This window comes from Pseudomonadota bacterium (assembly GCA_036141575.1).
GTDB lineage: Bacteria > Pseudomonadota > Alphaproteobacteria > UBA2136 > JAPKEQ01 > JAPKEQ01.
The window spans coordinates 1-26,871 of the sequence record JAYZXF010000003.1 but is presented as its reverse complement, the minus strand read 5'-3'; the positions used below and the strand labels follow the sequence as shown (position 1 = coordinate 26,871).

28 protein-coding genes are annotated in these 26,871 nt (G+C 45.2%); 8 read left to right on the top strand and 20 right to left on the bottom strand.

Annotated features, from left to right (window positions below; translation table 11 throughout):
- Positions 1-6: 6 nt before the first annotated feature.
- From VX730_01785 to VX730_01765, 5 genes are all read right to left on the bottom strand, one after another.
- Positions 7-558, bottom strand: coding sequence for a hypothetical protein (locus VX730_01785; GenBank protein ID MEC9291113.1), 552 nt, complete (start codon positions 556-558; stop codon positions 7-9).
- On the bottom strand, positions 548-1,000 hold the full coding sequence (locus tag VX730_01780; protein MEC9291112.1) for a cytidine deaminase: 453 nt from the start codon (positions 998-1,000) through the stop codon (positions 548-550). Before VX730_01780 ends, VX730_01785 begins: the two co-directional genes overlap by 11 nt.
- A 406-nt stretch (positions 1,001-1,406) precedes the next feature.
- Positions 1,407-2,159, bottom strand: coding sequence for a YebC/PmpR family DNA-binding transcriptional regulator (locus VX730_01775; protein ID MEC9291111.1), 753 nt, complete (start codon positions 2,157-2,159; stop codon positions 1,407-1,409).
- Between the two features lie 94 nt (positions 2,160-2,253).
- On the bottom strand, positions 2,254-3,087 hold the full coding sequence (locus tag VX730_01770) for a TIGR00282 family metallophosphoesterase (GenBank protein ID MEC9291110.1): 834 nt from the start codon (positions 3,085-3,087) through the stop codon (positions 2,254-2,256).
- Positions 3,080-3,655, bottom strand: coding sequence for a 5-formyltetrahydrofolate cyclo-ligase (locus VX730_01765; GenBank protein MEC9291109.1), 576 nt, complete (start codon positions 3,653-3,655; stop codon positions 3,080-3,082). The genes VX730_01770 and VX730_01765 overlap by 8 nt, the downstream gene beginning before the upstream one ends.
- Positions 3,656-3,740: 85 nt before the next feature.
- Between VX730_01765 and VX730_01760 the strand changes: the two genes are divergently transcribed.
- On the top strand, positions 3,741-4,463 hold the full coding sequence (locus VX730_01760) for a hypothetical protein (GenBank protein ID MEC9291108.1): 723 nt from the start codon (positions 3,741-3,743) through the stop codon (positions 4,461-4,463).
- A 51-nt stretch (positions 4,464-4,514) separates the two neighbouring features.
- Here VX730_01760 and VX730_01755 read toward each other — a convergent pair whose 3' ends face one another.
- Together VX730_01755 and VX730_01750 are read right to left on the bottom strand one after the other, a co-directional pair.
- Entirely contained in the window at positions 4,515-4,814 is a 300-nt protein-coding gene (locus VX730_01755; protein MEC9291107.1) for a cell division protein ZapA, read from the bottom strand.
- On the bottom strand, positions 4,814-5,077 hold the full coding sequence (locus VX730_01750; GenBank protein MEC9291106.1) for a hypothetical protein: 264 nt from the start codon (positions 5,075-5,077) through the stop codon (positions 4,814-4,816). Before VX730_01750 ends, VX730_01755 begins: the two co-directional genes overlap by 1 nt.
- Positions 5,078-5,256: 179 nt before the next feature.
- Here VX730_01750 and tkt point away from each other — a divergent pair, with 179 nt between their 5' ends.
- The 3 genes from tkt to VX730_01735 are packed head-to-tail and all read left to right on the top strand — an operon-like array spanning position 5,257 to position 9,544.
- Positions 5,257-7,263 (top strand): transketolase, encoded by a 2,007-nt coding sequence (gene tkt, locus VX730_01745; GenBank protein MEC9291105.1) that lies wholly within the window; start codon positions 5,257-5,259, stop codon positions 7,261-7,263.
- 27 nt (positions 7,264-7,290) lie between these two features.
- Positions 7,291-8,307: a type I glyceraldehyde-3-phosphate dehydrogenase gene (gap, locus tag VX730_01740; protein MEC9291104.1), complete on the top strand. Its 1,017-nt coding sequence runs from the start codon at positions 7,291-7,293 to the stop codon at positions 8,305-8,307.
- Positions 8,308-8,335: 28 nt separating this feature from the next.
- Positions 8,336-9,544, top strand: coding sequence for a phosphoglycerate kinase (locus VX730_01735; protein MEC9291103.1), 1,209 nt, complete (start codon positions 8,336-8,338; stop codon positions 9,542-9,544).
- A gap of 167 nt (positions 9,545-9,711) precedes the next feature.
- Here the strand turns inward: VX730_01735 and VX730_01730 are convergent, their stop codons facing one another.
- Entirely contained in the window at positions 9,712-10,818 is a 1,107-nt protein-coding gene (locus tag VX730_01730; protein MEC9291102.1) for a hypothetical protein, read from the bottom strand.
- A gap of 128 nt (positions 10,819-10,946) precedes the next feature.
- Between VX730_01730 and VX730_01725 the strand changes: the two genes are divergently transcribed.
- The 4 genes from VX730_01725 to VX730_01710 all read left to right on the top strand — a co-directional run bounded on the left by VX730_01725 (position 10,947) and on the right by VX730_01710 (position 16,902).
- Positions 10,947-11,660, top strand: coding sequence for a hypothetical protein (locus VX730_01725; GenBank protein MEC9291101.1), 714 nt, complete (start codon positions 10,947-10,949; stop codon positions 11,658-11,660).
- On the top strand, positions 11,657-14,140 hold the full coding sequence (locus VX730_01720) for a TcfC E-set like domain-containing protein (GenBank protein ID MEC9291100.1): 2,484 nt from the start codon (positions 11,657-11,659) through the stop codon (positions 14,138-14,140). Before VX730_01725 ends, VX730_01720 begins: the two co-directional genes overlap by 4 nt.
- 1 nt (position 14,141) lies before the next feature.
- Complete coding sequence (locus VX730_01715) at positions 14,142-14,666, top strand: hypothetical protein (GenBank protein ID MEC9291099.1); 525 nt, start codon at positions 14,142-14,144, stop codon at positions 14,664-14,666.
- A gap of 100 nt (positions 14,667-14,766) precedes the next feature.
- Complete coding sequence (locus tag VX730_01710; GenBank protein ID MEC9291098.1) at positions 14,767-16,902, top strand: O-antigen ligase family protein; 2,136 nt, start codon at positions 14,767-14,769, stop codon at positions 16,900-16,902.
- Here VX730_01710 and VX730_01705 read toward each other — a convergent pair.
- From VX730_01705 to lpxA, 12 genes are all read right to left on the bottom strand, one after another.
- Positions 16,899-17,978, bottom strand: coding sequence for a ribonuclease E/G (locus tag VX730_01705; protein ID MEC9291097.1), 1,080 nt, complete (start codon positions 17,976-17,978; stop codon positions 16,899-16,901). The genes VX730_01710 and VX730_01705 overlap by 4 nt on opposite strands.
- Before the next feature lie 40 nt (positions 17,979-18,018).
- Entirely contained in the window at positions 18,019-18,615 is a 597-nt protein-coding gene (locus VX730_01700) for a nucleoside triphosphate pyrophosphatase (GenBank protein MEC9291096.1), read from the bottom strand.
- Positions 18,591-19,097: a nucleotidyltransferase family protein gene (locus tag VX730_01695; protein ID MEC9291095.1), complete on the bottom strand. Its 507-nt coding sequence runs from the start codon at positions 19,095-19,097 to the stop codon at positions 18,591-18,593. The genes VX730_01700 and VX730_01695 overlap by 25 nt, the downstream gene beginning before the upstream one ends.
- A gap of 53 nt (positions 19,098-19,150) precedes the next feature.
- Positions 19,151-20,290 (bottom strand): 2'-deoxycytidine 5'-triphosphate deaminase, encoded by a 1,140-nt coding sequence (locus VX730_01690; protein ID MEC9291094.1) that lies wholly within the window; start codon positions 20,288-20,290, stop codon positions 19,151-19,153.
- Between the two features lie 219 nt (positions 20,291-20,509).
- On the bottom strand, positions 20,510-21,160 hold the full coding sequence (locus VX730_01685) for an RnfABCDGE type electron transport complex subunit B (GenBank protein MEC9291093.1): 651 nt from the start codon (positions 21,158-21,160) through the stop codon (positions 20,510-20,512).
- Between the two features lie 235 nt (positions 21,161-21,395).
- On the bottom strand, positions 21,396-22,049 hold the full coding sequence (locus VX730_01680; GenBank protein MEC9291092.1) for a GGDEF domain-containing protein: 654 nt from the start codon (positions 22,047-22,049) through the stop codon (positions 21,396-21,398).
- 126 nt (positions 22,050-22,175) lie between these two features.
- On the bottom strand, positions 22,176-22,799 hold the full coding sequence (locus VX730_01675) for a GGDEF domain-containing protein (GenBank protein ID MEC9291091.1): 624 nt from the start codon (positions 22,797-22,799) through the stop codon (positions 22,176-22,178).
- A gap of 123 nt (positions 22,800-22,922) precedes the next feature.
- Positions 22,923-23,765 (bottom strand): inositol monophosphatase family protein, encoded by an 843-nt coding sequence (locus VX730_01670; protein MEC9291090.1) that lies wholly within the window; start codon positions 23,763-23,765, stop codon positions 22,923-22,925.
- Between the two features lie 122 nt (positions 23,766-23,887).
- On the bottom strand, positions 23,888-24,109 hold the full coding sequence (locus tag VX730_01665; GenBank protein MEC9291089.1) for a hypothetical protein: 222 nt from the start codon (positions 24,107-24,109) through the stop codon (positions 23,888-23,890).
- Positions 24,110-24,167: 58 nt separating this feature from the next.
- Positions 24,168-25,277 carry a lipid-A-disaccharide synthase gene (gene lpxB / locus VX730_01660; protein ID MEC9291088.1) on the bottom strand — a complete coding sequence of 370 codons (1,110 nt, stop codon included), beginning with the start codon at positions 25,275-25,277 and terminating at the stop codon, positions 24,168-24,170.
- Positions 25,274-26,074, bottom strand: coding sequence for a UDP-2,3-diacylglucosamine diphosphatase LpxI (gene lpxI, locus VX730_01655; protein MEC9291087.1), 801 nt, complete (start codon positions 26,072-26,074; stop codon positions 25,274-25,276). The genes lpxB and lpxI overlap by 4 nt, the downstream gene beginning before the upstream one ends.
- A gap of 3 nt (positions 26,075-26,077) precedes the next feature.
- Positions 26,078-26,871: acyl-ACP--UDP-N-acetylglucosamine O-acyltransferase (gene lpxA, locus VX730_01650; GenBank protein ID MEC9291086.1), on the bottom strand; the 794-nt coding region annotated here is incomplete at its 5' end.

Sequence of the window (26,871 nt, the reverse complement as noted above, 5' to 3'; positions counted from 1 at the left end):
GAAATATTATTTATACTTTTTAAGTGCGTGTTGATATACAGGGGCATGGCATACTTTTATTGCTTCATTAAGCGTATTTAAAGCTTTCTTATATGATAATAAATTATTTTCATCCTCAGTGTATTTTCGGCGCTTATCTTGGGAGACGCTAATGATTTCCATGATTGGCTCTAAATATGTAACAATATCTTTTTCTTGTAGAAGTTCAGCCTCTCTTTTAACTAAATTAAACTCCATAATAAATTCATCTGTTGGTGAATTTTGTTGGCTTCTTCTTATGTCGGGGTAAAAAGATGCTATTGCTTGTCGCTCTTTTTCACAGGCTGTCATTAGCCTTATATAGTTTTGCCTTAGAGCTTTTCTATTTGATTCTCTGGATTGATAATGAGATACCCTCCAAGTTAGTCCTGCAAATGCAACGAGAGAGCATCCAACAAAAACATTGGTCCAAAGATTGGCCCACTCGTGTCCTGATGTTTGCGCTGTTTTGAAAATAAACACAATAAAACAGATGATTAAAAAAGATACGAATGAGAATGATGCAGCCCTAACAAGCATGTGCGTGATCTCCCACCCTTTTCTCATATTTTTCAGGAATCAGGTCCATGATTGGGAATTTAACCAACTCGCCGTCTTTTTCCATAATGACGGTGGCGTCGCGGTCGTAGTCGCTGATCATCTCCCTACAGATGCCACATGGAGAAACGACGCGGATATCTTCATAAGCAATGTCTGGGCTTTTCATGCGGACAGTCACGATTGTATCGATCCCTTCTTCGCCTTCTGTGAGGGCTGTGCCAAGGGCTACGGCTTCTGCGCAAGTAGAGAGTCTGCGAACATAGAGGCCAACATGAACACCTGCATAAACATTACCAGACTTCATGCGCACGATACTTGTGAGTTGATGTGAACGGGTTTTACACCTTTTAAACATAAGATCTTTGGCTTGCCCAATCAGATCATGATCGGCGTCTGTAAGCTTTTGCACGTTGTACAGCATATGTTTATCCCTTATTTGGCTGTTGGGATGATGGATTGTATGCAAGTGAATGGGGTATGGCAACAAAAAAATGCTCCCCCAAAAAGGGGGAGCAAGGTAGACCTTATGCCAAATGTGATATCTGACTTACTCCTCAAGGTCGGAGGAACTATCCACGGCGCCGTTATTTCACGGTCCGGGGACTCGATGGGGGCACATCGCCCCCGAGGTCGAAAGTGTAGTCTTCCGCCTCTCGCATATAGCGACTGGCTGCAATGAATCCTTTTTAGGGGTAGAGCCTGGCGCTTTCAAAACGGCATACATCTGCCGGAGTTTTAAGTATGGGAATGATTTTTTGAGTTTCAAGTACTGCTATAAAAAATGTAAAAAAGCCTCCAGACGGAGGCTTTTTTAAGTGTGTAATGACTTAGCCCGCCAAACTTTCTGCTACGGCGTCGTCAAGTTCCATGTTTACGATTACGTTTTGTACGTCATCGTCTTCTTCTAGAACTTCAACAAGCTTAATCACTTTCCTAGCTGTTTCAGCATCTGCAACTGGTTGCGTTTGCTTTGGTACAAACGTCAGGTCAGCTTCTGCTGGGTCACCGTACTTCTCAATAAGGGCGTTACGCACTTCACCGAAGTCAGGTACTTCTGTGTAAACTGTGTAAACTTCATCAGATGGTTCAAAGTCAGCAGCACCTGCTTCAATAGCTGCTTCCATAACGTCGTCCTCTGTACCGATAGACACTGGGTACTGAAGCATGCCGCGCTCTTCAAACATCCAAGCAACGCTACCATCTGTACCGAGGTTACCGTTGTTCTTGTTGAAAGCTGTGCGTACGTTTGTAAATGTACGTGTGCCGTTATCAGTTAGTGTCTTTACAATAATAGCCACACCTGCTGGGCCGTAGCCCTCGTACACCTTCTCTACGTAATCATCACCAGCAATCTCACCTGTACCACGCTTAATAGCGCGCTCAATTGTATCTTTGGTCATGTTGTTCTTACGTGCTGTCTCAACAGCAAGGCGTAGTGACGGGTTAGAGTTAACATCGCCACCGCCACTGCGTGCCGCTGTCATCACGTCACGGATAAGACGTGTAAAAATTTTACCGCGCTTGGCATCTACACGGGCTTTTTGGTGTTTGATGTTTGCCCATTTACTATGTCCAGCCATGTTTTTATCTTTCTCTCTTCGTTTGCAGCTTTATAAATTGTTCTGTGCTGCTTTATATCAATTTATAGGTATACCCTGTCAATATAGGGGTAAGTTATAGCTCAGGAATCGCTTCTTGTAAAATGCCGCCAACACGGACCATCTCAATACGCTTACATAGGCCATCCTCACCAATCTCTGCATATGTTGCACAGAGTGTTGGCTCACCTTCGCTTGATGCTTGGAATGGGAACTTACCTTTGCGCTCAAATCTTGGCATGATGCTTTCAAATGAAAGACCGAGGCATGAGTTATATGTACCGCACATACCAGTATCTGTATGGAAGCCTGTACCTTTAGCCATAATGTGTGTATCTGCTGTAGGGGTATGCGTATGGCTCCCGACTACAACACTTGCTTTACCGTCCCATAGGTAACCAAGGCCACGCTTCTCAGATGTTGTCTCTGCGTGTACGTCAACAAGCATGATGTCGTAATCATCGCCTAGAAGGGTTTCTCTCTGAAGTTTGCGTGTTGCTTGGAATGGGCAATCTAGGTATGGCTCCATAAAGAGACGACCAAGTACGTTCACTACCGCAATACGTTTACCATTATCTGCTGTAAAGACACGGTAACCTCTACCAACTGTCCCTGGAGGGTAGTTCATAGGGCGAAGAACGCGCTTATCGTGCTCTAGAAGATCAAACACTTCCTTTTGGTCCCATGTATGGTTACCAAGAGTAGCGACATCTACACCGTAACTAAAAATATCACGTGCTTTATCTTTATTGAGGCCAAAGCCTCCTGTTGCGTTTTCACTATTGGCAACGACAAAGTCTAGCTTAAGTTTCTCTTTAAGCATTGGAAGGTGATCTTTAACGGCTTTACGTCCTGGGCTACCAAAGATGTCTCCAAGGAATAAAAGGCGTGTTACGTTTTCATTAGTCATGTGTACATGCAATCGTTTGTTTTTCTGTGACGATATAATCTAGGGGCACATCATGAGGTTCAGCCGGGAAAAGGTCAAGCTTTAAGGCATCATAGCAGACCCCAATGGTTATAAACTCTTTCCCCTCTTCTCTATAGTGTGCAAGGGTACGGTCATAATACCCTCCGCCATAGCCCATACGGTACCCTCTTTCATCAAAACCTAGGAGAGGAACAATAAAGATATCAGGGAAGGTTTCTTCACCTGTGGCACAAGGGGTTCCAAAGATGTCTTCATCCATCATTTCATCAAGGGTCCATGTATTAAACTTAAGAGGTTTCTCACTCCCCATAACACGGGGCAAGGCAAAGGTTTTATCTTGTAGAGATATTTCAGCTACCATAGGGCTTAAGTCAGGTTCTGTCCGTATAGCGAAATACATGCCTATGGTCTCTCCCTTAAGAGGGGTAAGAACCTCTAGGACACGTTTAATCATATCGTCGGCAGCGTAAGCTCTATCTGATGGGGAGAGTCTATCCCTTTTACTTTCTAGCTGTTTACGGAGGAATGTTTTACTGATCGCAGTCATCTGGTTTGCTTTTTATTTTTACTACTGGTATACAGACTTTGAATTCTATCTCTTTTTTCTCTTTTTGTCTTGGAGGAATCCTAATATGAAATTTGAAGATTTACAGAAGTCCTCAGCGCGCTTTTACTCCCTTGAAACCTTCCTGTCTGAACGTGACCCGTTTGAGTCGTATCGGGATGATGAGGGTGAAAAGGTTTTCCGGACTTGTGTCCCTTGGGATCATGCTCCAGCGGTACCCACCGTTTTGCCTGATTTGAGCTTTGTTTATGACTATGAAGTTAAATTCAGACAGCGCAATGGTGAGCAGACGCTTGTGGCGAAGGGCTGGTTTGGCATCAGTGCTGAGAACATGGGCCTGCAAGAAGCGCTGTATATCCCCGCTTACTATGGTGACGAGATTCATCATTTTAACCGTGGAAGTACGATGATTTTGCCGGCAGGCTCTACTGTGCTTGGGGTCGAGCTGATCAAAGATGTCTTTTATGACATTGATGAAGACAACCGCTTCCGCAATATGAAGCCCAGTATGCTTGCTTCTGGTGATCTTGCAGAACGTGAGCTGCGTGGTGCATTCTCTGGTTATAAGAGCTGCTTGAAGTTGATGGTGCGCTTCCGCACTCGCGATGGTGATCGGCGGGTGGTTATCCTGAATCAGCCTGAGCAAGGTGACTTCATGATGCCGACGCGTCCCTATGATTATTGGGACAAGAAGCGCCAGTCTGAGCAGTCTGAATATGTTGATACCGCAATTGGTTGCATTTCATCGGATGTGTTTACACGTCTGAATGACCCGCAACTGTTCGATTAATCGAAAAAGAAAAGCCCCGCATATCGCGGGGCTTTTTCTGTGGAATAAGTATTATGCGCTGACTTGAGACAGGATGCCTTCAATACGTTCTGCAAGGCGTGAGTGGTAACGCTCAAGTGTTTCGCCTTCGCCGTCTTTTTGTTGGCGCAGTGAAAGGTGTTCGTCTGCCATAAGCAGGCCTGCAAGTACAATCATTTGGTCACGGTCAATGCCGCTGCCAGCCATTTCTTTAATTTGATCAATGTAGCTGTTAAAGATATCAGCCACTTTATCAAGGCGTGCTTCTTGGCCTGGTTCAACAGACATTCTGTACTGGCGAGCTGCTACGTTAACTGATTTAAATCCGCTCATTATTGTTTCTCCAGTACTGTTTCAATTGTTGTGATGGCTTTATCAAGCTTAAGGCGTAGCGTGTTATGCTTATCCTTTAGAATCGCGTTTTCACGACGCAAGTCTTCAAGCTCAGACTTGTTCAGGTCGTGGATTTCGGCAGATTCAACAGCGTTTTTACCAACCATCCCTCCGCCTGAACGGACATGAGATTCAAGGGCTTGCAGTGCGCTTTCTAAGCGTTCTGCAGATGACATTTTGTTTTCTTTTAAAGCGTCAGCCATGGGTTGATAGAGCCTTTTTTACAATATGTTGGAATACGTTCTTAATCTAAAAATGTTATCAGAGCCACACACCCTTGGCAAAACATTTTGATTAACTTGCATATATTTAAGGCAAGGTTTGCTCCCTGCCCCTAAACGGGGTATTCTTACAGGCAAAATAACAAAGTAAGTTTTTTGCTATGACTGCTGAAAATATCCATATGCAACACCTTGATTATAAACAAATGGCGAATGCTATCCGCTTTTTAAGTGCGGATGCCATTCAGAGAGCCAATAGCGGACACCCAGGTGCGCCACTTGGTATGGCAGATGTAGCAACTGTTCTATTTGCAGAGTACATGCGTTTTACACCAAAGGACCCTATGTGGCCGGGCCGTGACCGCTTTGTACTATCTAACGGTCATGCGTCTATGCTTCTTTATAGTGTGCTTCATCTTACGGGGTACGGCCTCACAATGGACGATATTAAAGAGTTTAGACAAAAAGATTCTAAAACACCGGGGCACCCAGAGTTTGGCCATACAGCAGGTGTAGAGACAACAACGGGCCCTCTTGGGCAAGGCCTTGCAAATGCTGTGGGTATGGCGATTGGCCAAGAGAAAATGGCGAAGCAGTTTGGTGCTGACCTTTATAGTAACAAAACATATGTCATGGTTGGTGATGGTTGCCTGATGGAAGGGATTAGCCACGAAGCGCTAGAAATGGCAGGTCACCTGAAGTTGAAGAACCTTATTGTTCTATTTGATGATAACGGTATTACCATTGATGGCTCGACTGATATGTCAACGTCAACGGATATGAAAGGCCGTATTGAATCTTACGGGTTTGATTACTTTGAGTGTGACGGACACGATGTGGATATGATCCGCCGTGTACTGGATGGGGCACAGGATTGTCATAAGCCAGTATTTATCGCATTTAAAACAACGATTGGCCAAGGCGCGCCTTCTAAGGCGGGAAGCCACAAGACACATGGTGAGCCTCTTGGTGATGAAGAGATTGCTGAAATGCGTAAGAGCCTTGGTTGGGGCCATGGTCCATTTGAAGTTCCGGCTGAAGTTTATGAAATGTGGAATTCGGCGGCAATGCGTAACCAAGTGACGTACGAACGTTGGGTTGCTAAGTTTAAGGATAGCCCGAAAAATAAGAAGCTCACAAAGCAGCTTCAAAAAGAATACCGCCGTATTGCGATTGAAGCGATGGAGGAAGTGAAAGAGCTTTCTGCATCAGATAAGCCAAAAGTTGCAACACGTAAAGCGAGCGGAACGTGCATTAGCGCCCTTGCCGCTTGTTTGCCTGATCTTATTAGTGGAAGTGCTGACCTAAGCCCTTCTAACAACACAAAAGATGCCAGCATGTACGAAATTACTGCTGATGACTTTGGTGGAAACTACATTCACTATGGGATTCGTGAACATGCCATGGGCTCAGTGATGAATGGCCTTGCTCTGTATGGGGGAATTCTACCTATTGGCGGAACGTTCCTCTGCTTTGCAGATTATATGCGCCCAGCAATGCGCCTTGCGGCTCTTATGAACCAGCAAGTCATTTATGTGATGACACATGACTCTATTGGCCTTGGTGAAGATGGCCCAACGCACCAGCCTGTTGAGCATATGGCAATGCTTCGTGCAACACCGAACCTGATGACATTTAGGCCTGCTGACCAAGTGGAAACAGCAGAGTGTTACGCAACAGCGCTTGCACGCCAAGGTGGTCCAAGTGTGATGTGCCTGAGCCGTCAGGGTGTTCCTGCGGTACGTACAGTACACTTGCCTGAAAACAAGTCGGCGCATGGCGCTTACATTCTTTCAGCTGAATCACCTGAGCTTGATCTGCACGGCGCGATTATCGCGACGGGTACAGAAGTACACCTTGCACTTGAAGCGCAAAGTGAACTGATGACACAGGGCTATAATGTGCGTGTGATCAGTATGCCTTGCATGGAGCTATTTGACGCTGAAAGCAATGAATATAAAGAATCGGTTCTACCAAGCACGCTCACTGCGCGTGTAGGTGTAGAAGCTGGTAGTAAGTTTGGATGGGGAAGTATTGTAGGCATGACGGGTAAAATGCTCAGCGTAGATGATTTTGGTATGAGCGCCCCTGCCCCTGAAATTTATGAAGCAAAAGGCATTACGGTGAAAGCTATCGTAGATGCCATGCTGACACAGATGCCTGCTTAAGATTATAAAAAGAGAGAAAGAGAAACTATGACACTCAAAATTGCTATTAATGGCTTTGGACGAATCGGTCGCAACGTACTTCGCGCCCTATATGAAAGCGGTGTAGAAGATATTAAAATTGTTGCTATTAACGATTTGTCGCCAACAGAAGATATGGCACACCTTCTCGAGTTTGATAGTGTACACGGCCGTTTTGGTCAAAACGTAGAAGTTGATGGCGACGCCATTAAAATTGGTGAAGACCGTATTATCTGCACAAGCCTGCGTGATCCTAAAGAGCTTCCTTGGAAAGCCCTTAAGGTGGATATCGTATTTGAATGTACAGGTCTGTTCACAAGTCACGAAAAAGCAAGTATGCACCTAGAAGCTGGTGCGAAGAAAGTTCTGATTAGTGCGCCTGCTGGCGACGCTGACGTGACTGTTGTTTACGGCGTAAACCATGACATGATTAGTGCGGACCACAAGATCATCTCTAACGCGTCTTGCACAACAAACTGTCTTGCGCCAATGGCGAAAGTTCTACACCAGACTGTTGGTATTGAGAGTGGTCTAATGACAACGGTTCACGCTTACACAAATGACCAGAACATTTTGGATGCCTCTCACAAAGATATGCGTCGTGCCCGTGCTGCTGCACTAAGCATGATTCCAACAAGCACAGGTGCGGCTAAAGCTGTTGGTTTGGTTCTGCCAGAGCTACAGGGTAAGCTTGATGGTTTTGCGATTCGCGTACCAACGCCAAATGTATCTGTTGTTGACCTAACATTTGTACCAAGCAACCCAACAACGGTTGATGATATTAACAACGCAATGTCGGCTGCAGCCTCTAGCGCGCTTGAAGGTGTGCTTGATGTAAACGAGAAGCCACTTGTGTCTATCGACTTTAACCACAGCAGCGCCTCTAGCACATTTGATGCAACGCAAACGCGTGTGATGGAAGACGGTAAGTTAGTTAAAGTTCTGAGCTGGTACGATAACGAATGGGGCTTTAGTAACCGCATGATTGATGTATGCCGTTACATGCTCGAAAACAAGCTGGTATAACACACGCCTTAAGGAAGGGTATTATCTCATGAACTTTCATACGCTGAAGGATCTTAACGTTAAAGATAAAACAGTATTTGTACGTGTTGACTTTAACGTGCCGATGAAAGACGGCAAAATTATGGATGATACCCGCCTGAAGGCTCATCTCCCTACCCTTGTAGCGCTCAGAGAAGCTGGTGCAAAAGTTGTCATGGGGTGCCACCTTGGTCGCCCTGATGGTGCAGATAAGAGATTTACGCTTGAGCCTATCTCTGAGTATCTATCAGAGCTACTTGGTAGCCCTGTAAAGTTTGTAGGTGAAGTGATTGGCGATAAGGTTGACGCTGCAAAAGCTGGACTTGAGCCAAGTGAATTTCTGCTGCTTGAGAACCTGCGTTACCACAAGGAAGAAAAAGCGGGTGATGCTGAGTTTGCCAAAGAGCTTGCTAAGGGTATTGATATTTACCTGAACGATGCTTTTGCGAACAGTCATCGTACGCACGCCTCTATGGCTGGTATTGTACCAAACGTAAAAGAAAACGGTATTGGCCTGTTGATGCAAAAAGAGCTTGAGACGCTTGGCGGTATCTTAAGTGAGCCGAAAGAGCCTTTTACTGTAATTATCGGCGGTAGCAAGATTTCAACTAAGATTGGTGTGCTGCAAGCGCTCATCAAAAAAGCGAATACGCTTATTATTGGTGGAGCTATGGCGAACACCTTCTTTGCTGCTAAGGGTATGCAGGTTGGCAACTCACTATATGAGGAAGACTACCTAGACCAAGCGCGAGACATTCTTGCTGAAGCTGGCATTATTGGGTGCCGTCTGCTTCTGCCAACAGATGTAACGGTTGCGACAAAGCTTGAAGAGTGTGCGCCGTCTCATCATGTGAAAGCAGGTGATGTTCAGCCGCATGAAATGATTTTGGATGTCGGTCCTGAAACAGTGATCAACTGGGCGAAGGTTATGGAAATGTCAGGCTCTATCCTTTGGAATGGCCCAGTCGGTGCCTTTGAAACATACCCGTTTGATGAAGCCAGCAAAGCGCTTGCTGAGAGTGTTGCGCATAGTAAAGGCTTTAGTGTGATTGGTGGCGGTGATACGCTTGCTTGCGTGGCGCTAACAGGCCGTGAGAAGCAAATGGGTTACCTTTCTACTGGTGGCGGTGCTCTGCTTGAGTTTATTGAGAACGATTGCACGCTTCCTGCTCTAAGCGCACTTACGAGTAAGACTTTGAAGCTTAAAATTGGAGCTTAGTTCAATTTAAGCTTCATCTTTCTGCGCCTTTTTTCTTTTGCTCAGCTTTTGCGGTGCGCATGTACTTGCTTGTACACTTACGCTTCCACAGTCTTTACAAAAGAAAAAATCCATCATAAAGCTATTGCTTAATCTTGAACTTAATATGTATTGGGAAACTCTTTTCGCTATTTCAGCGTAATGTTCAGTTTATCTTTTGTTTCTGCTGATTGCAGAATAATGCGGCTGCGAAGCATTTTGCTGACTGGCATGCCAGCAGCCTTTAGCTCGTTCTCAGCGCTTAGGAATCTTTGGTTAGCTACATCTGTAATAGTCTCATTACCCATAGGTGTTACAAAGGCAATCATTTGAAGGCGACGCTTCTCGCTACCTGATGCAGCAAGAGGTTTCAGTTTACCACCTACATCTACACCTTTATTAAAAGTAATTGTCACACCTTTAAGCTTAAGTGGTGTTTTAGAAGCTTTTGGCTTACTTGGTTTTGCTTCAGCTGTTTTAACTGGCGCAGCAGCGGTCGGCTTTTTACCAGCTTTTTTGCTGGCTTCAAGTGCTGTCATCTCTTGCATCAGCTTTGTTGGACCTTTGCGCATCATGCGATCTTTTTCCATCTGAGCTTTAGCTGTGTCTTCAACCATCATACCAATCTCAGACTTTGGCTTTTTACCCATAATGTCGTCCATTGTCATGCCTGCTTTTTGCAAGCCTACTTCTGGTGTTTGCGGTGTTGTTTCAAGTTCAGAGCCATCGTTGTATAGAATATCAACGAAGTCTTCGTACTTCCCTTTATGAACAACGATAGATTGGCTTTCTACACCTGGTGGAAGGTCTTCTACTTCAATGAGGTTTACCAACCCTTCTGGGACTTCAAACTCAACTGTGAAGTAACGAATGTCCTTTTCAGCAAGGCCGTTCGGGTCTGTATTGGCCTTAGGAAGGTAGCTCACCACTTTCAGGTGATCGTAAACAGGCTCTGTTTGTACAAGAGAGGCAGGGTCACCTGTGAGAGAAACCTTACGAGGAAGGTTGCGTAGCATTTCTTCTACAATTTGTGTGTAGTACTGCGTTGTCTCTGGATCAGCGACACTGTTGAGTGAAAAATTGACGGTAAGGTTCGGGACGCTTGCAACTTCAGTCTCTGATGCTGCTTCATATCCAACCGTGTTAGTAGGTTGAGATTGTGCTTGAACATTATATGCTAAGCATATGAAAGGTAGGGATAGGATCCCTAGTACTGTAACAGGCGTCTTTATTTTGAACCAAGTCATATTAAACAAGTGAACGTTCTATTGTTTTTATCTTGTGTGGGTATAATGCCATAGAACCCTTTTTAAAACATCTTTTTTATGATCTTTTTGTACGAGAGTTCTCACCCCTGCTCTACCGCGTGCATTACTATAAATATATGAGACGTATATTTTGGGTTGCAATGATTTCTGGCTGGATGTTCCATTCGGCTGCTTTTGCGCAACTTGCGCTCTCTGATAACATTCTTTACTTCGAAAAGGATGATAAATACCAAACGTTATACGTTCGAAACTTGTCTCATTACAAAACGTTTAACGTTAAGTCTCTGGCACTTGAAGTTGTGTCTCCTGGTGACTCTAAAAAGGAACTTAAGGAGGTTACAAATCTCTTTACCGCTCCATCACAATTTGTCATCGAACCGCGTTCTGAAGTTCAGGTCAAAATGTTCTATCAACGTGATGAAGCTATGCCAACGCAAGGTGTTTATAGACTTCGTTTTATGCCACATATGGATGCGCACACCCCTAAAGAAGGCGAGCCTTATATTTCAGTGATTACAGGTGCTGGTGCACTTGTTTTTGTTGAGCCGGACGAGAAGAAACCTAAGCTTTCATGGGAACGTGAAGGGAATGTGATTACCATTTTAAATGAAGGTAATGTAAACGTTGAGGTGCTCCGCAGGGATATTTGCCACTCGAAGAAAGAGGACTTGTGCCACTTTATTTCTGGTAAGAGGCTTTACCCGAACGGCTCATACCAATTTGTTCTGCCGGAAGAATTCCAAACAGAAGAGATTGAAATTCATCTGATGACCAACCTTAAGAAGCAGCGAGTGAAAGTACCTGTAGAAGCTTGGGGGCTGGATTCATGATGATGAAACACTCCCTTCTCGCTTGCACGCTTTCAAGCATTTTGCTCTTAAGTGCACATGCGTTTGCACAAGAAGAAGGTGATGGCATTGAAGCTTACGAGGAAGCGCCGCCGCCTTCTCTACAAAAGGTAGAAACACCTGAAGTAGAAGCTGTGACTCAGCAAGATTTGAAGAAAGCTCTTCTTATGGATATCCCACCTCAAGAGCTTTTATTTGACTTTAAAGTTGGTGACAAGCTGCTTGGGTCTATACCTGTTAAATTTACGGACAGCTGGGTTGAAATTACTGAAATTGATGCTGTGATTGACCAGTTGAACATGGTTAAAAATCCTGAACTCTTTAGAGGGCTCGTAAAAGGACGCATTGAAAAAGGCGCGCCAAGAGAGCAAGACGGGCTTGGTACAATTTCTGTAGATCCAAACCGTTTCCTTGTGAATATGGAGATTGCGAAAGAGTCACTCATTAAGCAAGAGCTTGATGTGGCGACACGTGAGTTCCAGCCTTATGATAAGTGGGTTCTTGCCAACTCTTTAAGAGGAACAGGTAACTGGGATTTTCAGTCAGATACTAATGACCGTTTCGCTTTAGATCACATTACAACATTTGGTAAAGGACGTTGGTTCTTTGAAACACGTGGTTTCTTGCCTAAGAGTGAAGATTACCAGCTTTCAGATGCAACGTTTAATTACCACTTTGACCATTCTACGCTTAAGTTTGGTTTACTTGAAACTGTCGGACAAGATTTTGCATTTAGCCGTAACTTCTTTGGTTTTGGTTTATCGTCAGAGCTGAGGTCTTATGAAGACTTAAGATCTCTACGCGGTAGCCGTGTTGAGCTTTACATTCCTGCCCGTTCTCAGGTTGATATTTATCGCGGTAGCCGTATCCTTTATAGCCGTATTCTTGATTTTGGTTTGCAGGAGATTGATACATCTCGTTTCCCATCAGGAAGTTATGAAATTCGTGCAGTTATTACAGAGACAGATGGTACGGTAACAGAAGAAACTTTGAACTTTAGTAAGTTCCTAGAGATTTCACCTCGTGGTAAGCCTGAGTATAATATTCAAGTGGGTATTTCACGCGGAGCCAACTTTGAAATTGGTACCTCACCTATTGTACAGGCTGAAGTGAAATGGCGCCTATTTGATAATACGCAAGCTGAACTTGATTTCTACGGTGGTAAAGGCTTGGGTATTTTTGAGCCTAAGTTTACATATTTCTTAAATGACCATAACCGTTTTGAAACAACACTTGCTTACTCATCTGCTGGAGATGCAGCCCTCGACCTAGATATGTACGGACAAGGTATCTTTGAGGGTGATACATGGAGTGTAAACTATAGTAATGCCTTTAAAGGGTTTGACTATGACACAACCAATTTAACATCTGATGATTTTGAACTGTTCCTCTCGGGCCAAAAAGAACGTTTGAACCTGAGCTATGGTAGCCGCTTTGCTGATAACAAGGCTAAAATTACGCTTACAGGTAGCTATAGCGATAACGGTGAAGTGCAAACTTATACGTATGGCCCTCGTCTACGATTTGACCTGATTAAAGATCGTAAACATACACTCTACTCTGATAGCAGACTGACTATGGGCAACGGCACTTCTCGCTTCTTCACGTCTCTTACATATCGTAGAACGCACCGTCCTTGGCGCGTAGAAACAAGCCTTGGCCGTGGTCGTTACAGAGACCATACATACTGGAGCCAAAGAAACACGTTGAGTTATGATAAAACTGCTGGAAACGGTCGTGGGACATATGTACAGATTACAAATGACAACAGACAAGAGAGTGGCGCGGTTGAGTCTCGTAATGACCTACTTGTAAGACACCAAACTGATAAAACAGCGATCCGTGCATTTGCGCGCCACGCTGCTGGCGGTAACATTGATAACTCTGATAGTCGCGCGGTTGGCTTAGAGCTCACAACCTCAACAATCTGGACAGAAGGTGGAGATAAATCTCGCCTGCCAAAGATTTCAACACGTGGTATGGCGATTGTAAAACTTGATGGTGACCCTTCTATTGATGCAGAGTTTGATATTCTTGTAAATGGAACAGCGCGTGCTAAAGGTAGAATTGGTGAATCTGTACCTGTGAACCTTGCCCCTCATGAAACATATAGCATTACTGTGGCAGCTACTAAAGGCGCAGACCTTATTAAGGTTGAGGATAAAAAAGAAGTGATTGGTGTTCTTCCTGGAAATATTGCACAGTTAAGATGGCGTATTGATAAATCTGTTCTGCTTATTGGCCGCCTGCTTGATATTGATGGCCGTCCGCTTGCGTGGAAAACCATAAAAGGGTTAGACACACTCAGTACAACGGACGCGTTTGGTAACTTCCAAATTGAATTGAGTGCAAGGAACCAACCTTTTGTAAATGTGAAAGGCAAAGGGACATGTACACTTGCTGTGCCAGAGCTTACGTTTGGTGAATTTTATGTAAATATTGGAGATATGGTCTGTGTTTAAAATGAAGCCTTTTGTAAAAGTTGCTGCCCTTGCCTTTCTTTCGAGTGGTTCTGCAACAGCTGCAACAGATGGCACACTTGGAACAACGTCTACGTTTTCTTATAACGTGACAATCACCATTCCAGAACGTGTGCGCATTAGTGGCCTTCAAGATATGGCCTTTGGAACAATGGGAAGTTCAGATTTAACTCTGAATGATGATGTTTGTATCTATTCTAATACCAGTGGCGGAAACTACGATATTACTGCAACGGGTAGCGGTGCTGGTAATGCGTTTACAATTGCTTCTGGCCCTAATACTGTTCCTTATCGTGTTTTCTGGAATGATGTCATCGGAACAGCAGGCCAGGTAGAGCTGAGTGCTGGTACGACGCTTGTGGCGCAAACTGGTGCTGATCGCTCATCAACGACCTGTGGTGGGGCCAATAATGCCAATATTGAAATCTTAATTGAAAGAGCCAGCACCATTGGGCAACCAAACGGAAGCTATGCAGGCGTTGTGACGCTCGTTGTTGAGCCAAATTAACCCTCTCTTCTCATAGATACCTCTTTGTTATTGCGAGGCCTTTAAAAACAGGCTACTCTCTTGCGCGTTAAAGAATGACAATAAAAAGCGTAAGAATAAGATGCCCAACCCTCTAAAGCAGATTTCAAACTATTTTACAGCCACTGATGATACAGCCGTAATGACAGGGAAAGTTCCTAACATTGTGCGTGCGATGATTGCCTTCTTTGTGTTGGTAAGCCCAAATATGTACAACTACTTTGTGCCAGAGGTTGCCGGTGATGTCCGCTGGTATGCCGTCTGCCTTACAACGCTTGTTGGCTTTATGCTTTTGTCTCTACATATGTTCTCTAAGGGTGTGAGTACCATTACAATTTATAGAGGCCCTGTGCCGCTTTACCTTGCAGGTTTTCTTGCTCTGATGGTAGCAGCGTCGCTTCTCTGGACAGCATCATTCTACCGTACACTCTTTTATGGTCTAAACTTCATTGGTTATGTTGGCTTCTTCTACCTTGTGTATTTGCTACGTAGCAAGCAATGGTACATGACACTAGTATCTATGTTGGCGATCAGTGTTATCTTTAACAGTATCCTTGGTATTTGCCAGTTTATGATGATTACTGATACAACGATTCGTCATCATATTCCGTTTTGGCCAAAGCCATTTATTGATTACTTCCAGTACTCAGCGCCACCTGCCGGTACATTCGCAAACAAGAACCTTGCTGCGTCATTCCTTGTTGTTGCCCTGCCGCTTATGTTCTGGTTCTTTACAGTTGCAAGAACACGCACAGAGCAAGTTTTAAGCTCTCTTGCACTTGGTCTTGGTACGCTGTTCTTCCTTTACACACGTAGCCGTGGTAGCTGGCTTGCTTTCTCTGCTGCTCTTGTATGTTTTGCTGTATGGGGTATCATCCATAGAAAAGCTATTTGGCCTGTTATTAAAGGTGCGTTTACATTTGAGAAGAAGCTTATCCTTGCGACGGTTGTTCTGTTCGTTCTGCTTGGTTCTCAGGTTCAGTCAAACCTAAAAGGCTACCACTCTGTTGGTGAGTCTATTACTGATCAAGTGACATCGATTACATCACTTCAACCAGGTGAACTTGGCACACGTAAAGCTTATAACCTCAATGGTATTGAGATGGTGAAAGACCGCCCTCTTCTTGGTACTGGGTACTCTGGTTTCTTTGCTTACTACCCGATGTACCATAACGCCAAGATGGAAACACCTCCACATGGCTATAAAAAAGAAGCGCGTCCACAGCGTATGCACAACGATATTGCGCAAATGTTTGTAGAGCTTGGTATTCCTGCTGGTCTTGCATGGCTCACTCTATTTATTTTCCCGCTCTTTGCAGCATGGAAAATTATGCGTAGCGCAGCGAGTAACAATGAAAAGTTCTTCACATCGGTTCTGCTGCTTTCAATTGGTGGTATGACACTCAACTCAGCTGGAGACTTCCCGCTACAAATGCCAACAGGCGCTATGGTGCTTTGGCTACTTTGGGCAATAATGCTTGGCATGTACGTGATGAATTGTGTGTCTGAGCGTAAAGTTCTGTTGAGTGTGAAACTTCACAAGGTTGTCTTTGTTGCTACTGCTATTGTATTTGCTCTTGCAACATGTGTTTACGCTGACCAGATGTATAAGCGTAACCAAGGGGCTTGGCACCTGAAGCGTTCAATGGCGCTGCTTAAATTCCAACGTATTGATGAACGTACGCTTGATGAAATTCAGCGTGCTTATGAAATATTCCCATATAACCCTCGTACAATTGAGCATCTTGCTTTGATTCAAACGGCTTACCATATGCGTAAAATAAAGGACGTAACTCCACCATACGATGTGATGCTTGATATGCTTGATAAACAGGCTATGGAAGACCCTTACGGCGCAGGACACCTGATTAACCGTGCGGCTGTTTACCTTAACCGTGCACAGCTTCTTGCAAGGCTTGGAGATAAAGACCGTTCAAATAAGTATATCGACCTTGCTGAAAAAGACTTTCTTGTGCTTTTAGATGTTCTGCCAATGCACCAAGATACCTATTCAACAGGTGGTCTCGTGTATCTACTTAAGGATAAGCTGAATAAAGCCAATGCTCTCTATCAGAAAGCACTTGAGATTAAGCCAACGGATAGAATCTCTAAAGATGGTTTGAATGGTGTGCGTTTGCGTGCTCTACAAACTGGAAGATACATTGAAGGTCTAAAAGGTGCAGAGCTAACAATTCCAGCAGAAATGCTGAAGCGCTAAGCTGCGCCCTGAGAGAGGGCAAAGGATTCAATTGAGCGATCTTTGTTCTCTTTGATTGTCACTTTACGACCAATATATGCAAGGGCCGCCTTCTCTGTAAGGCGGTCTTTGAGTATGCGGCTTACTTCAGGAGATGCTTCCACATTGTAAGAGCCGATATCAACAGGCTGGCGCCACATTTCAAGAAGCACTTCACCTGCCACATAAGTGGGATGGTTGAGCTTCCAGTAGAGTGGTGCATCTACTTTTTCGCGGTTCATTTCCAAAAGGCCAAAGGGTGACATGTTAAGGATGTTCACGCGGCGGTCATCAATTTCTGTAAAGGCTTCGCTTAGAGCGGTTTTAATCTGCTCACGATCACTCTTAGAGCGCATGGTCACAAAGTCCACCACAATAGAGCCACCAATATCAAGCAAACGGCACAGGCGTGCAATTTCACGCGCGGCTTGGAGATTGGTTTCCATTTGTACATCTTTACCGCCGCCAGCTTTACCTGTATCTACATCTACAGATGTGAGCGCTTTGGTATGCTCAACGGTCACGCGGCCACCGTTAGAGAGTGGAAAGACGCCTTCACGGATGTAACTCAGGTAATGCTCAAGACGCTCAAACATTTGATCGTCTTCTTTCAGGAGTCGAACCTTATCGTTTGTCACAAAATCATTCACCATCGCAAGGCTACGTTCATCTGGTACCCAAACTTGTACAGGTGTGTCACCAGAGTCGTGCAAAGCACGCTGCAGTGCGTTATGAGGCGTTTTAAGAACAAGGGGGGCTTCCAGTTCCCCTTCTGGCATCTCATGCATCACTTTGGCTGAGAGCTTAGCGCCTTTTTCATCCATACGAGAGCGAACAATGCGCACCATAATGACTTGGCCTTCATGCGCGCCCTCACCTTTATTCTCCATCGTTTTAAGAGGGAGGTAACCTTCCACCTCTTCACCAATGTCGACAAAGGCGACTTTCATGCTTTTATGAATGGTTTTAATACGGCCAAGAAGAACCGTCCCCTCTAGGTATGGCAGATCAGGATCATCAAAATGTAAGGACTTTAGATGCCCTTCAGGTGCAAACAAGGCAACCCTTGTGTGCCAAGGGCAGCTTTCAAATACTATGTTACAGGTCGTATCCAATAGTCTTCAGTGCATTAATTGTTTCTACAAGTGGGAGTCCCACAACGCCGCTAATTGAACCGTTGGCAGATTTTACAAGCGCACCACCATGTGTGCCTTGAATTTTATAAGCGCCGGCAACGCCTCTCCAATTATCCTCATTTGCAACGTAAGCCTCAATATCCTTATGGCGTAGAGGCTTAAATTGAACAACTGTCACTGTGTGTTTAACAGTGGCATTGCCCTCTTTATCCAGTACGCATACACCGCTCATCACTTTGTGACGACGGCCTGCAAAGGCTTTAATCATTTCATAAGCTTCTTCGCGTGTTTCAGGCTTACCATAAATACGACGGCCACGGGCAACTGTGGTATCACCAGCAAGAATAACTTTACCTTTATGGCGGCTTGCCACTTCCCTTGCCTTTTCTTCTGCAAGGCGTCTTACGTATGGTAGTGGAAGCTCACCTTTATGTGGTGTTTCATCAATGTCAGCAGGATCAATTTCAAAAGCGATCCCAAAATCTTTAAGGTACTGCTGGCGGCGCGGTGAGCCTGATGCCAGAACAAGCGGTTCTACGCGAGAGTTAGATTCGGCCATTTTTGATCCCATCCTTTATTAACATAGTGAATCTTTGGAAGCTCAGGGTTGGTTTCAAGCATTACAGGTGTGGCGTGGAGCTTGTGTGAGGCTGTGCACTCGAGCCAGTCTGCAAAGGGAGACATAAGCTCAATCTCACCATCATCTGTAAGGCGTGCAGCAATGGCGCAGCTTTTGTAAACCCAGCGGCTCATGCCTTCTGCAACACTTGTTGCCGGCTCAAAGCCGTGCTTTTTATGCATGCGAGCTTGGTTTTTGCATTCCCAAGGGATATTGGGTGTGATGGACGTAAGGTGTGCGTCCCATGCTTTTTCATGCTCTTTGGTGATGTTATCAGGATCATAATAAATCACATCCACATCGTTCATAGGTGTTGGCTCTGACTTACCTTCAAGGTGATCCCAAATTAGGTTTCTGATAGACCCTGCGCTGAGCCAAGCGTCTGTCATGTCAGACTGCTGAACGGTTTTAAGGAGTTTCATTGTATGATTAGACCCTCTGATTAGAGCCAGTACATCACTCTGTGTGAGCATGGTTACCCTTCCATTTTGAACTGCTTAGCAAGCTTAAGACCTTGTGATGCATAGTTTGAGCTAAGGTCGATACCATAGAGAATGTCTGGTGTTTCTGCAAGGGGTTCGTATACCATACGGCAAATTTTCTGTCCGTGTTCCAAAACAAACGGCACATCATGAGAGCGAACTTCTAGCACGGCGCGTACTCCAACAGAGCTCCCCTCTTTGGTCATACCAAAACCAGGGTCAAAGAAACCTGCATAGTGAACACGCAGTTCACCCGCTGTTGTTTCATACGGCATCATCTCACAGCTTGTGTGACCTGGTACGCTAACCTTTTCGCGAGAAACCATGATGTAAAAGTCTTCAGGGTTTAAAACCAAACCGCCATCATGTGGCTTTGTAATCGGCTCCCAGAAATCATTGAGGTTGTAGTGACCAATTTTACGTAGGTCGAGCACCGGTGCGTGCTTGCGGGCACGGTAAGCCACAATGTCGCTACCGTCAATGCCTTCAAGGTCAACAGACATCCAAATACCGCCCTGCTCTAGAACAGGCATTTCAGGTGTGCCCTGCTCGTTAAAAATAAGCGGTGTTTCATTATGTAGGTTGGCCATGTCCTGCTCTGAAAGCGGTGTGAAGCCAGTACGTAGGCGCAGTTGGTTTAGGCGGTCACCTGTACGCGCAACAATGCTAAATGTTAGTGGAGTCACCTCTACGTAAAGTGGCCCTGTGTAGCCTTTAGGGATACGGTCAAACGTTGTGCCGTTATCTGTAATCAGACGCGTTAGGATATCAAGGCGACCTGTCGAGCTCTTCGGGCTAATTACGCCTTCTAGAAACTCTGGTAGGTCAACAGACTCAAGTAGTGGAATAATGTAAACAGCGCCTTTTTCAAGAACGCCGCCTTCTTCAAGACTCACTTCATGCATCCCAAGGCTTGAAACACGGTCCATAACGCTTTTGCTTTTACCAGGAAGGAAGCCAGCACGCACACGGTAAGCGGTTTTACCAAGGCGAAGGTCTAGGCTAGCAGGTTGAATTTGCTCCTCAGCAAGTGGGCCTTCAGTTTTAAGAATGCCTGTTTCAAAAGCTTCAGTAATTTGTTTAGAAGTCCAAACCCCAGACGTGTTGGTTTGTAGCTTGAGTGCGTCCGCCATGCGTGAATCCTTGCTCGCTAATTTTTATGTTGTCTCTATTCTGCCTAAAGGGATTGTATATCTCAAGTATGGATTTATTTAATCTCTTTTATAATTCGCTAGAACGACATGAAAATAGCTGCTGATGAGAACCGACACAGAGTATACTTAAAGTATATGAGTAGTGGAAGCGCAAGAAGCAGTTATTTGCAGTGCGTTATAGTAGAGTTATAATGAGATTTAAGGTTTCTTACGTGGTCTCGGCGCCGGGCCTTTTTTCTCTGCCTTTTTACGGGCAGCTTCACGAGCGGCTTTGATTTTTGCCATAACGTCATCACCCAGCTCTGGTACTTTTTGCTCTACAGGGGTGGCTTCTGCGGCATCAATTTTAACTGCACGTCTTTGTTTGCGATCTTTTTTGATACGAACCCATTCAGCAACTTGTGCAGCACGCGCCTCTTCCCATGTGTCATCGCCGGCCTTTGGAAAGGCTTCTGCTGCGCCATTCATTTCAATGCAGTCCACAGGGCAAGGTTCAATGCAAAGTCTGCAACCTGTGCATTCATCTGTAATAATGCTATGCATGCGCTTAGAACGGCCAACAATGGCATCTGTGGGGCAAGCTTGAATACAGAGCGTGCAGCCAATGCAGCGTTTAGGGTCAATCCAAGCAATCAGCGGAGATTCTTTTTCTTTCGCTGGAGGAAGAACCTCTTTATCAAGTGTGACAGCAAGGTTTTTAATAACACGCTCCCCGCCTGGGCGGCAGAGGTTAATCTCCGCATCACCAGAAAAGATCGCTTCCGCATATGGGCGGCAGCCTTTATAGCCGCACTCTTCACATTGAGTGCCCGCTACATGATCTTCAATCTGTTGAATGGTTACAAACATATAAGTAACTGGCGTCCCATTTAAATTGATACACAGTGGATTCATTATTAAATGGAAACATAGCAGAGTTATTTAAAAACAACCACCCTTCGGGCAGTAAGAAAATTCATAAGAACTTTATTTTATCATTAGTTAAATAGGGTCCACTATTCGCCCTCTTCAAAAATAAACTTTTTATGATTTTCTTATCTGCTGTGGACCAACATAAATGGAAATCCAGTTACTGAAATTGTGATTAGTTTTCTCCGTGATGCAACTGTTTTTGTATGTACATCGCGTGGTCGGCTTTATCCATGATGTCTCGTGTGCTCTTCGCATCGCCATCAAAAATGTATGCCCCTGCGCTTAATCTCACCTGAACAGGTTGCCCATCAATAATGCACGGAGACTTCTGCATTTCAGCCATAAGCTCCTCAGCTTTGGCTTCAGCTTGGTGCACTGAAACCAGTTCCAGTAGAATCACTGCGAACTCATCACCACCCAGTCTTGCGACTGTATCACTTGGCCTTGTGTGGCGCTTAAGGAAGTTTGCCACGTGTTGGAGAACAGCATCTCCAGAGTTATGCCCCAAGTTATCGTTAATGGCTTTAAAGTCATCCACATCTACAATAATAAGCCCATGCGTACGGTTATGACGCTTAGCCACGGCAAGTGCACGGCTAAGATCTTTTTCAAACATACGGCGATTAGAAAGACCTGTAAGCACGTCCGTACTTGCGGCCTTTTGCAGAGTTTCAATCTGAAGCTTTTGTTCGTGGACAGTTTCACGGAGTTGCTGATAGGTCGCCAGAAGGCGATCTACAGTAGAGGTATCGATGACAGACCCATCTTTGAGTGCAAGAAGTTCTTGTACTGTGAGCTGAGTTTTAGGATTAGAACTGTCTTCCATTGTAACCCTCAGTAACTCCTATCTAAATTTAATTAACGTGTTAGATTAAGTTATGGGGATGGAAAAAACGTTTGTAAAGGGGTATGCCCCTATTTTTTATAAAAAAAGTGTTACAATACAAACGTTTTAAAGGCGAGAGTCTTTTTCTTCGGCTTTTTTGTCATACATATCGCTATCTGCAATGTGTAGAACATCCGTGGATGTGCTCTTAGCGTTAAAGTGGCATACGCCAACACTTACGCTGGTGTAAACGTCTCTGCCAGAGTAGCGCGTTGGTGTATCTGCAATCACACTTGCAATCTGTGCTGCTTTCTCATCTGCCTGCTCTGGAGTAACTTCTTGAAGAATAATGGCAAACTCGTCACCACCAAGGCGGGCAACCACATCACTCTCACGTGTGTATTGCTCAAGGATGCGTGCGATGTCTTTCAAAATTGCATCCCCTGCGAGGTGGCCAAGGCCATCGTTAATGCTCTTAAAGCTATTCACGTCAATCATAAGCACTGCACCGCCGCGCTTATAACGTCTAAAATATGAGAGAGATTGTTCTAAGCTTCTTTCAAATGAACGGCGATTGGCAAGACCTGTCAGGCCATCTTCCATGGCTTGACGCTTTAAATGTTCAATCGTTACTGACTGAGCCGCGATCTTTTCACGCAGATAACGGATCTCTGATTGTAGTTTATCTTTCAGAGACTTATTGCTCAGTTTTGATGGCATTATTGTGTCATCTCTATAGGCTGTAGACATCGTTTCACTCCTATTTACGCCGTTACTGCCTAAATAATAAGCATCAAGCGTGCCAAAACGTCCTAGAGTTGTAGGTATAAAGCACAAAAAAGCGCCCGAAGGCGCTTTTAAGATATCGATTGTTTAGAGTGACTTGGCCACTTTAGAAACCTCTTGATAGAGGGCTTTGACCTCATCTTCAAGAGACTCAGCCATACACATGAAGCCAAAGATCTTTTGACCGACTTCCGTGTAGCGCACTTCATCGCCGTGAAGATCAAGAAACTTGAGGCCTGCTTCAAGCGCAATGGCATGTGCTGCGGCAATATCCCAAGGGTTTCCGCCTTTTTTGATGCCCATTGTCACATCTCCGCCCCCCATAACTAGGCTAGAGATACGGTAAGCTACGCTACCGCATGGAACCAGAGTAACTGGTTTTGGTAGCTCCAAGCCTTTTTGGGCACGTCCATGGCTTACAATAAGGCGTAGTGGATCAGATGGTTCATCCTTATGGGTAAACGGTTGTTCATCCAAAAAGACGCCTTCGCCCTTAAGAGAGCTCAGCAGTGTGCCGCCCTTCCCGTCTAGCGGGTTATAGATGACGCCCATAACAGGCTCACCAGTTGAGACATCAACCAACCCCACAGAGATACAGAACTCACGCAGAGCGCCTTCAGCATCGCCGTACAGGATTGCAGCGGTTTTCACCATGTTGCTGGTGCCGTCAATCGGATCAACAACCCAAGCGTATGGTTTTTCGAGCCAGCTTGGATCTTCTTCAGTTTCTTCACTCAGCCAGCCGTATGTTGGCTGAAACTTCAGCAGTTCTTCTTTCAGAAAAGCATCAATCATGTGGTCAATCTCGGTTACGAGATCGCCAGGACCCTTTTCAGAAATTTTGAAATCTTTTGCCAGAGTCTCTTCCGCCATTTTACCGGCTTGAAGGGCGATAGCTTCAACGGTTTTGAGACCTTGTCTGTCTAGCATAGTGTTTCCTCTTCTTTCTGTTAGCGTAAAAACGAATATAGATTTACGAATGTGTATGCACATTAACATATTTCACATAAAAGAAACACCCCTATTTTCAGGGGTGTTTCATGGGTCGATACTCATTCAGGGAAGTCCCCTCTCCTGAGTTTTGCCTTTTCATTCTGACGCGGTTTGCCTTTTTGGTCTTTCGGCTTGTGTGCGCCTGCACCACCATGGCCTTGTTTATGGCCTTTGCGTGCTTTGGGAAGATCGGATTCATCAACCTTGATGGTAAAGCCTTTATCCCGTTTGGACTTCTGAGGCTTATTGGTTGGGGTGCTGCCCTTACGTTTTTTAGCCATAACGGCCTCCTTAGAAACGGTGAACAATGTTGTGTACAACATTTGTAATAGAGAAATGTTAGGCTTTCAAGTAAGAACGTAAAACTTTAGCAACTTCTGCGTTTGGATTTGGTGTTGTTAGACTTTCACGAATGGTAGTGAGGGCTTGTGGCTGAACAGAGTTTTTGCCAAGTGCTTCTCTTGCTGAAGTCATTAGGTTGTCTTCAGTAAACTCTTCTTGCAGGAGTTCAGGAATCACCTTTTTACCGAGGACCCAGTTGGTTGGAGAGATGAACGGCACTTTAATAATACGGCGTGCAATATAAGCTGTGAGCTTACCCGTTGTGTAAGCGACCACCATGGGTGTGCCGAGTACGGCAAGTTCTAGGTTGGCTGTACCACTTGCAGCAAAAGCAAGCCTTGCACTGGCCATAGCAGCGTAGCGCTCATCACCAATAATGCAGTCTTCACGCCCCAGGGCTGGTGCCATTTCCTGAGCGAGAGTAAAGTCATCCTCTGTGGCCAGAGCACATTTAACATCTTTTACAGCGCCCTCTTCTTTGAGCTGCATCGCCACTTTATGGAAGCTTGGAAGCAAAGATGTAATTTCACGTGCGCGGCTACCCGGCATAAGAAGCAGTGTATCTTGCTTGCTCTTGACTTGATGCGGTGCAAGACGTGCCACGACTGGGTGACCAACAAAGCTGCACTTGAGTGTGCTTGGGGTATAGAAATCTGGCTCAAATGGAAAGAGCGCCAGAACATGGTCTAGGTACTTTGCCATTTTGAAAACGCGCTTTCTGCGCCATGCCCAGATACTTGGACTCACGTAATGGACGCAAGGAATCCCAGTTTCCTTCTTCACCTTTTTGGCCACGCGGTGGCAGAAGTCTGGTGAGTCAATCGTAAGAAGCAGGTCTGGTTGTTCAGTCTTAGCAAGCTCAACCATCTGTTTAATACGTTTTAAGATATTAGGAATATGAGGCAGCACCTCAGCAATCCCCATAATAGAGAGCTCTTTCATCGGGAACGCGCTTGTAAGGCCTTGCTTCTGCATTTCTGTGCCACCGACACCAATAAACTCGACGGGTGCATCTAGAGAAGCCTTTAGCGCCTCCATAGCGCCTGCTGCAAGGATATCTCCTGAGGCTTCACCAGCAATGACCATTACTTTATATGTTTTTGTCATGGTCTGCGTCTCCATGCGTAAATGATAAGGCCCGCCTCATCTGCACGTTTAATGCAGTCTTCACGGTCAAGGATGAATGTTTTTTCAGCTTCTACCGCAAGGCCTTTGTAGCCACCTTTAATAAGGGCTTCAATAGTATCAATCCCTACAGATGGGACATCTGCCTTCATGCTTTGGCCAAGCTTTGTACCTTTTACAAGGAAGTCTCCTTTGGTGCTGGCAATAAGGGCAGCAGTTCCTTCTACGCCCTCTTCTGCAATCAGCTTTCCTTCACCAACAATCGCAGCTTGCCCAAGGTCAGCCTTAGAGCGCTGATCAATCGCTTCAATACCAAGCTCAATGGCTTGCTTATCTTTATTGCTTGGCTCTGCTTTTGTGTGTGTGCCTGATGGAATAAATAGGTCATCCACAACTTCTTGTACGGGCACCACGTGGATAGCGTGAGATTCAAGAAAGTTTGTTAGGAGCCTTAGAAGAGCATCGTCATGGCGCAGATTAAAGCGTGCCTTAACCAGTAAGCTGAGCGCTGTAACATCAGGTTTGAGGCTTTTCAGCTCAGGCTTAGTGAGACTGCCTGCCATAATCACGCGCGTAATGTTATTTGCTTTAAGGTGCTTTAAAATGCTGCCGATCTTACCGAGTGGAAAGCTTACATCTACGTTAAGACCTTCTGGCTGAGGCTGTGCGTTGAAGGTAATCACATCTACATTCAGGCCACGTTTTTTAAGGCCGAGGTGGACCATACGCGGAAGATTGCCACCGCCGGCTAGAATCGCATAGCGAGGCGCAGTGTCCATGAGTTAGACAGCCTTCTGTTCTGTTGGTTTCCAGTTCAGGAAGCCAATCTCACTCTTTTGCATGAAGCTTAGGATGTCTTTTTCAGAAGCGGTTTCAGCTTTAGCTGAAGCGAGGCGCTCAGAGAATGTGCCCTCATCGCTTTGGAAAATGTCTTTATAGAAGTTTTTAATGCCGCGAATATCTTCTTTAGAGAAGTCACGACGGCGCAGACCAACAAGGTTAAGGCCTTGAATGGTTGCACGATTACCAATGGTGAGCACACATGGTGGAACGTCTTTATCAATACCGCTCATGCCACCAATCATCACATGGTCACCAATACGGACAAACTGGCGAACAGCACTGAGGCCACCAAGAATGACATGGCTGCCGATTTCTACGTGCCCTGCAACTGTAGCGCCATTAGCAAATACGTTATCGCTGCCAATCTGAGCGTCATGGCCAATGTGGCTATGTACCATAAACAGGTTACCGTTACCAATGCGTGTGACTGCACCGCCGCCCTCTGTACCTGGGCTCATGGTTACGTATTCACGGATATCATTGTTGTTACCAATAATCAGCTGTGTTTTCTCACCATGGAACTTCAAATCCTGTGGACGCTGCCCTAGAGAAACAAACGGGTAAATGATGTTATCTTCACCAATCGTTGTATCACCCTCAATCACCACATGGCTTTTGAGTGTTGTCCCCTTACCGATTTTTACATCAGGACCAATAATAGAGTACGGGCCAACGGTTACGTCGTCCGCAATCTGGGCTTTAGGGTCTACAACAGCTGTTGGGTGAATAGACA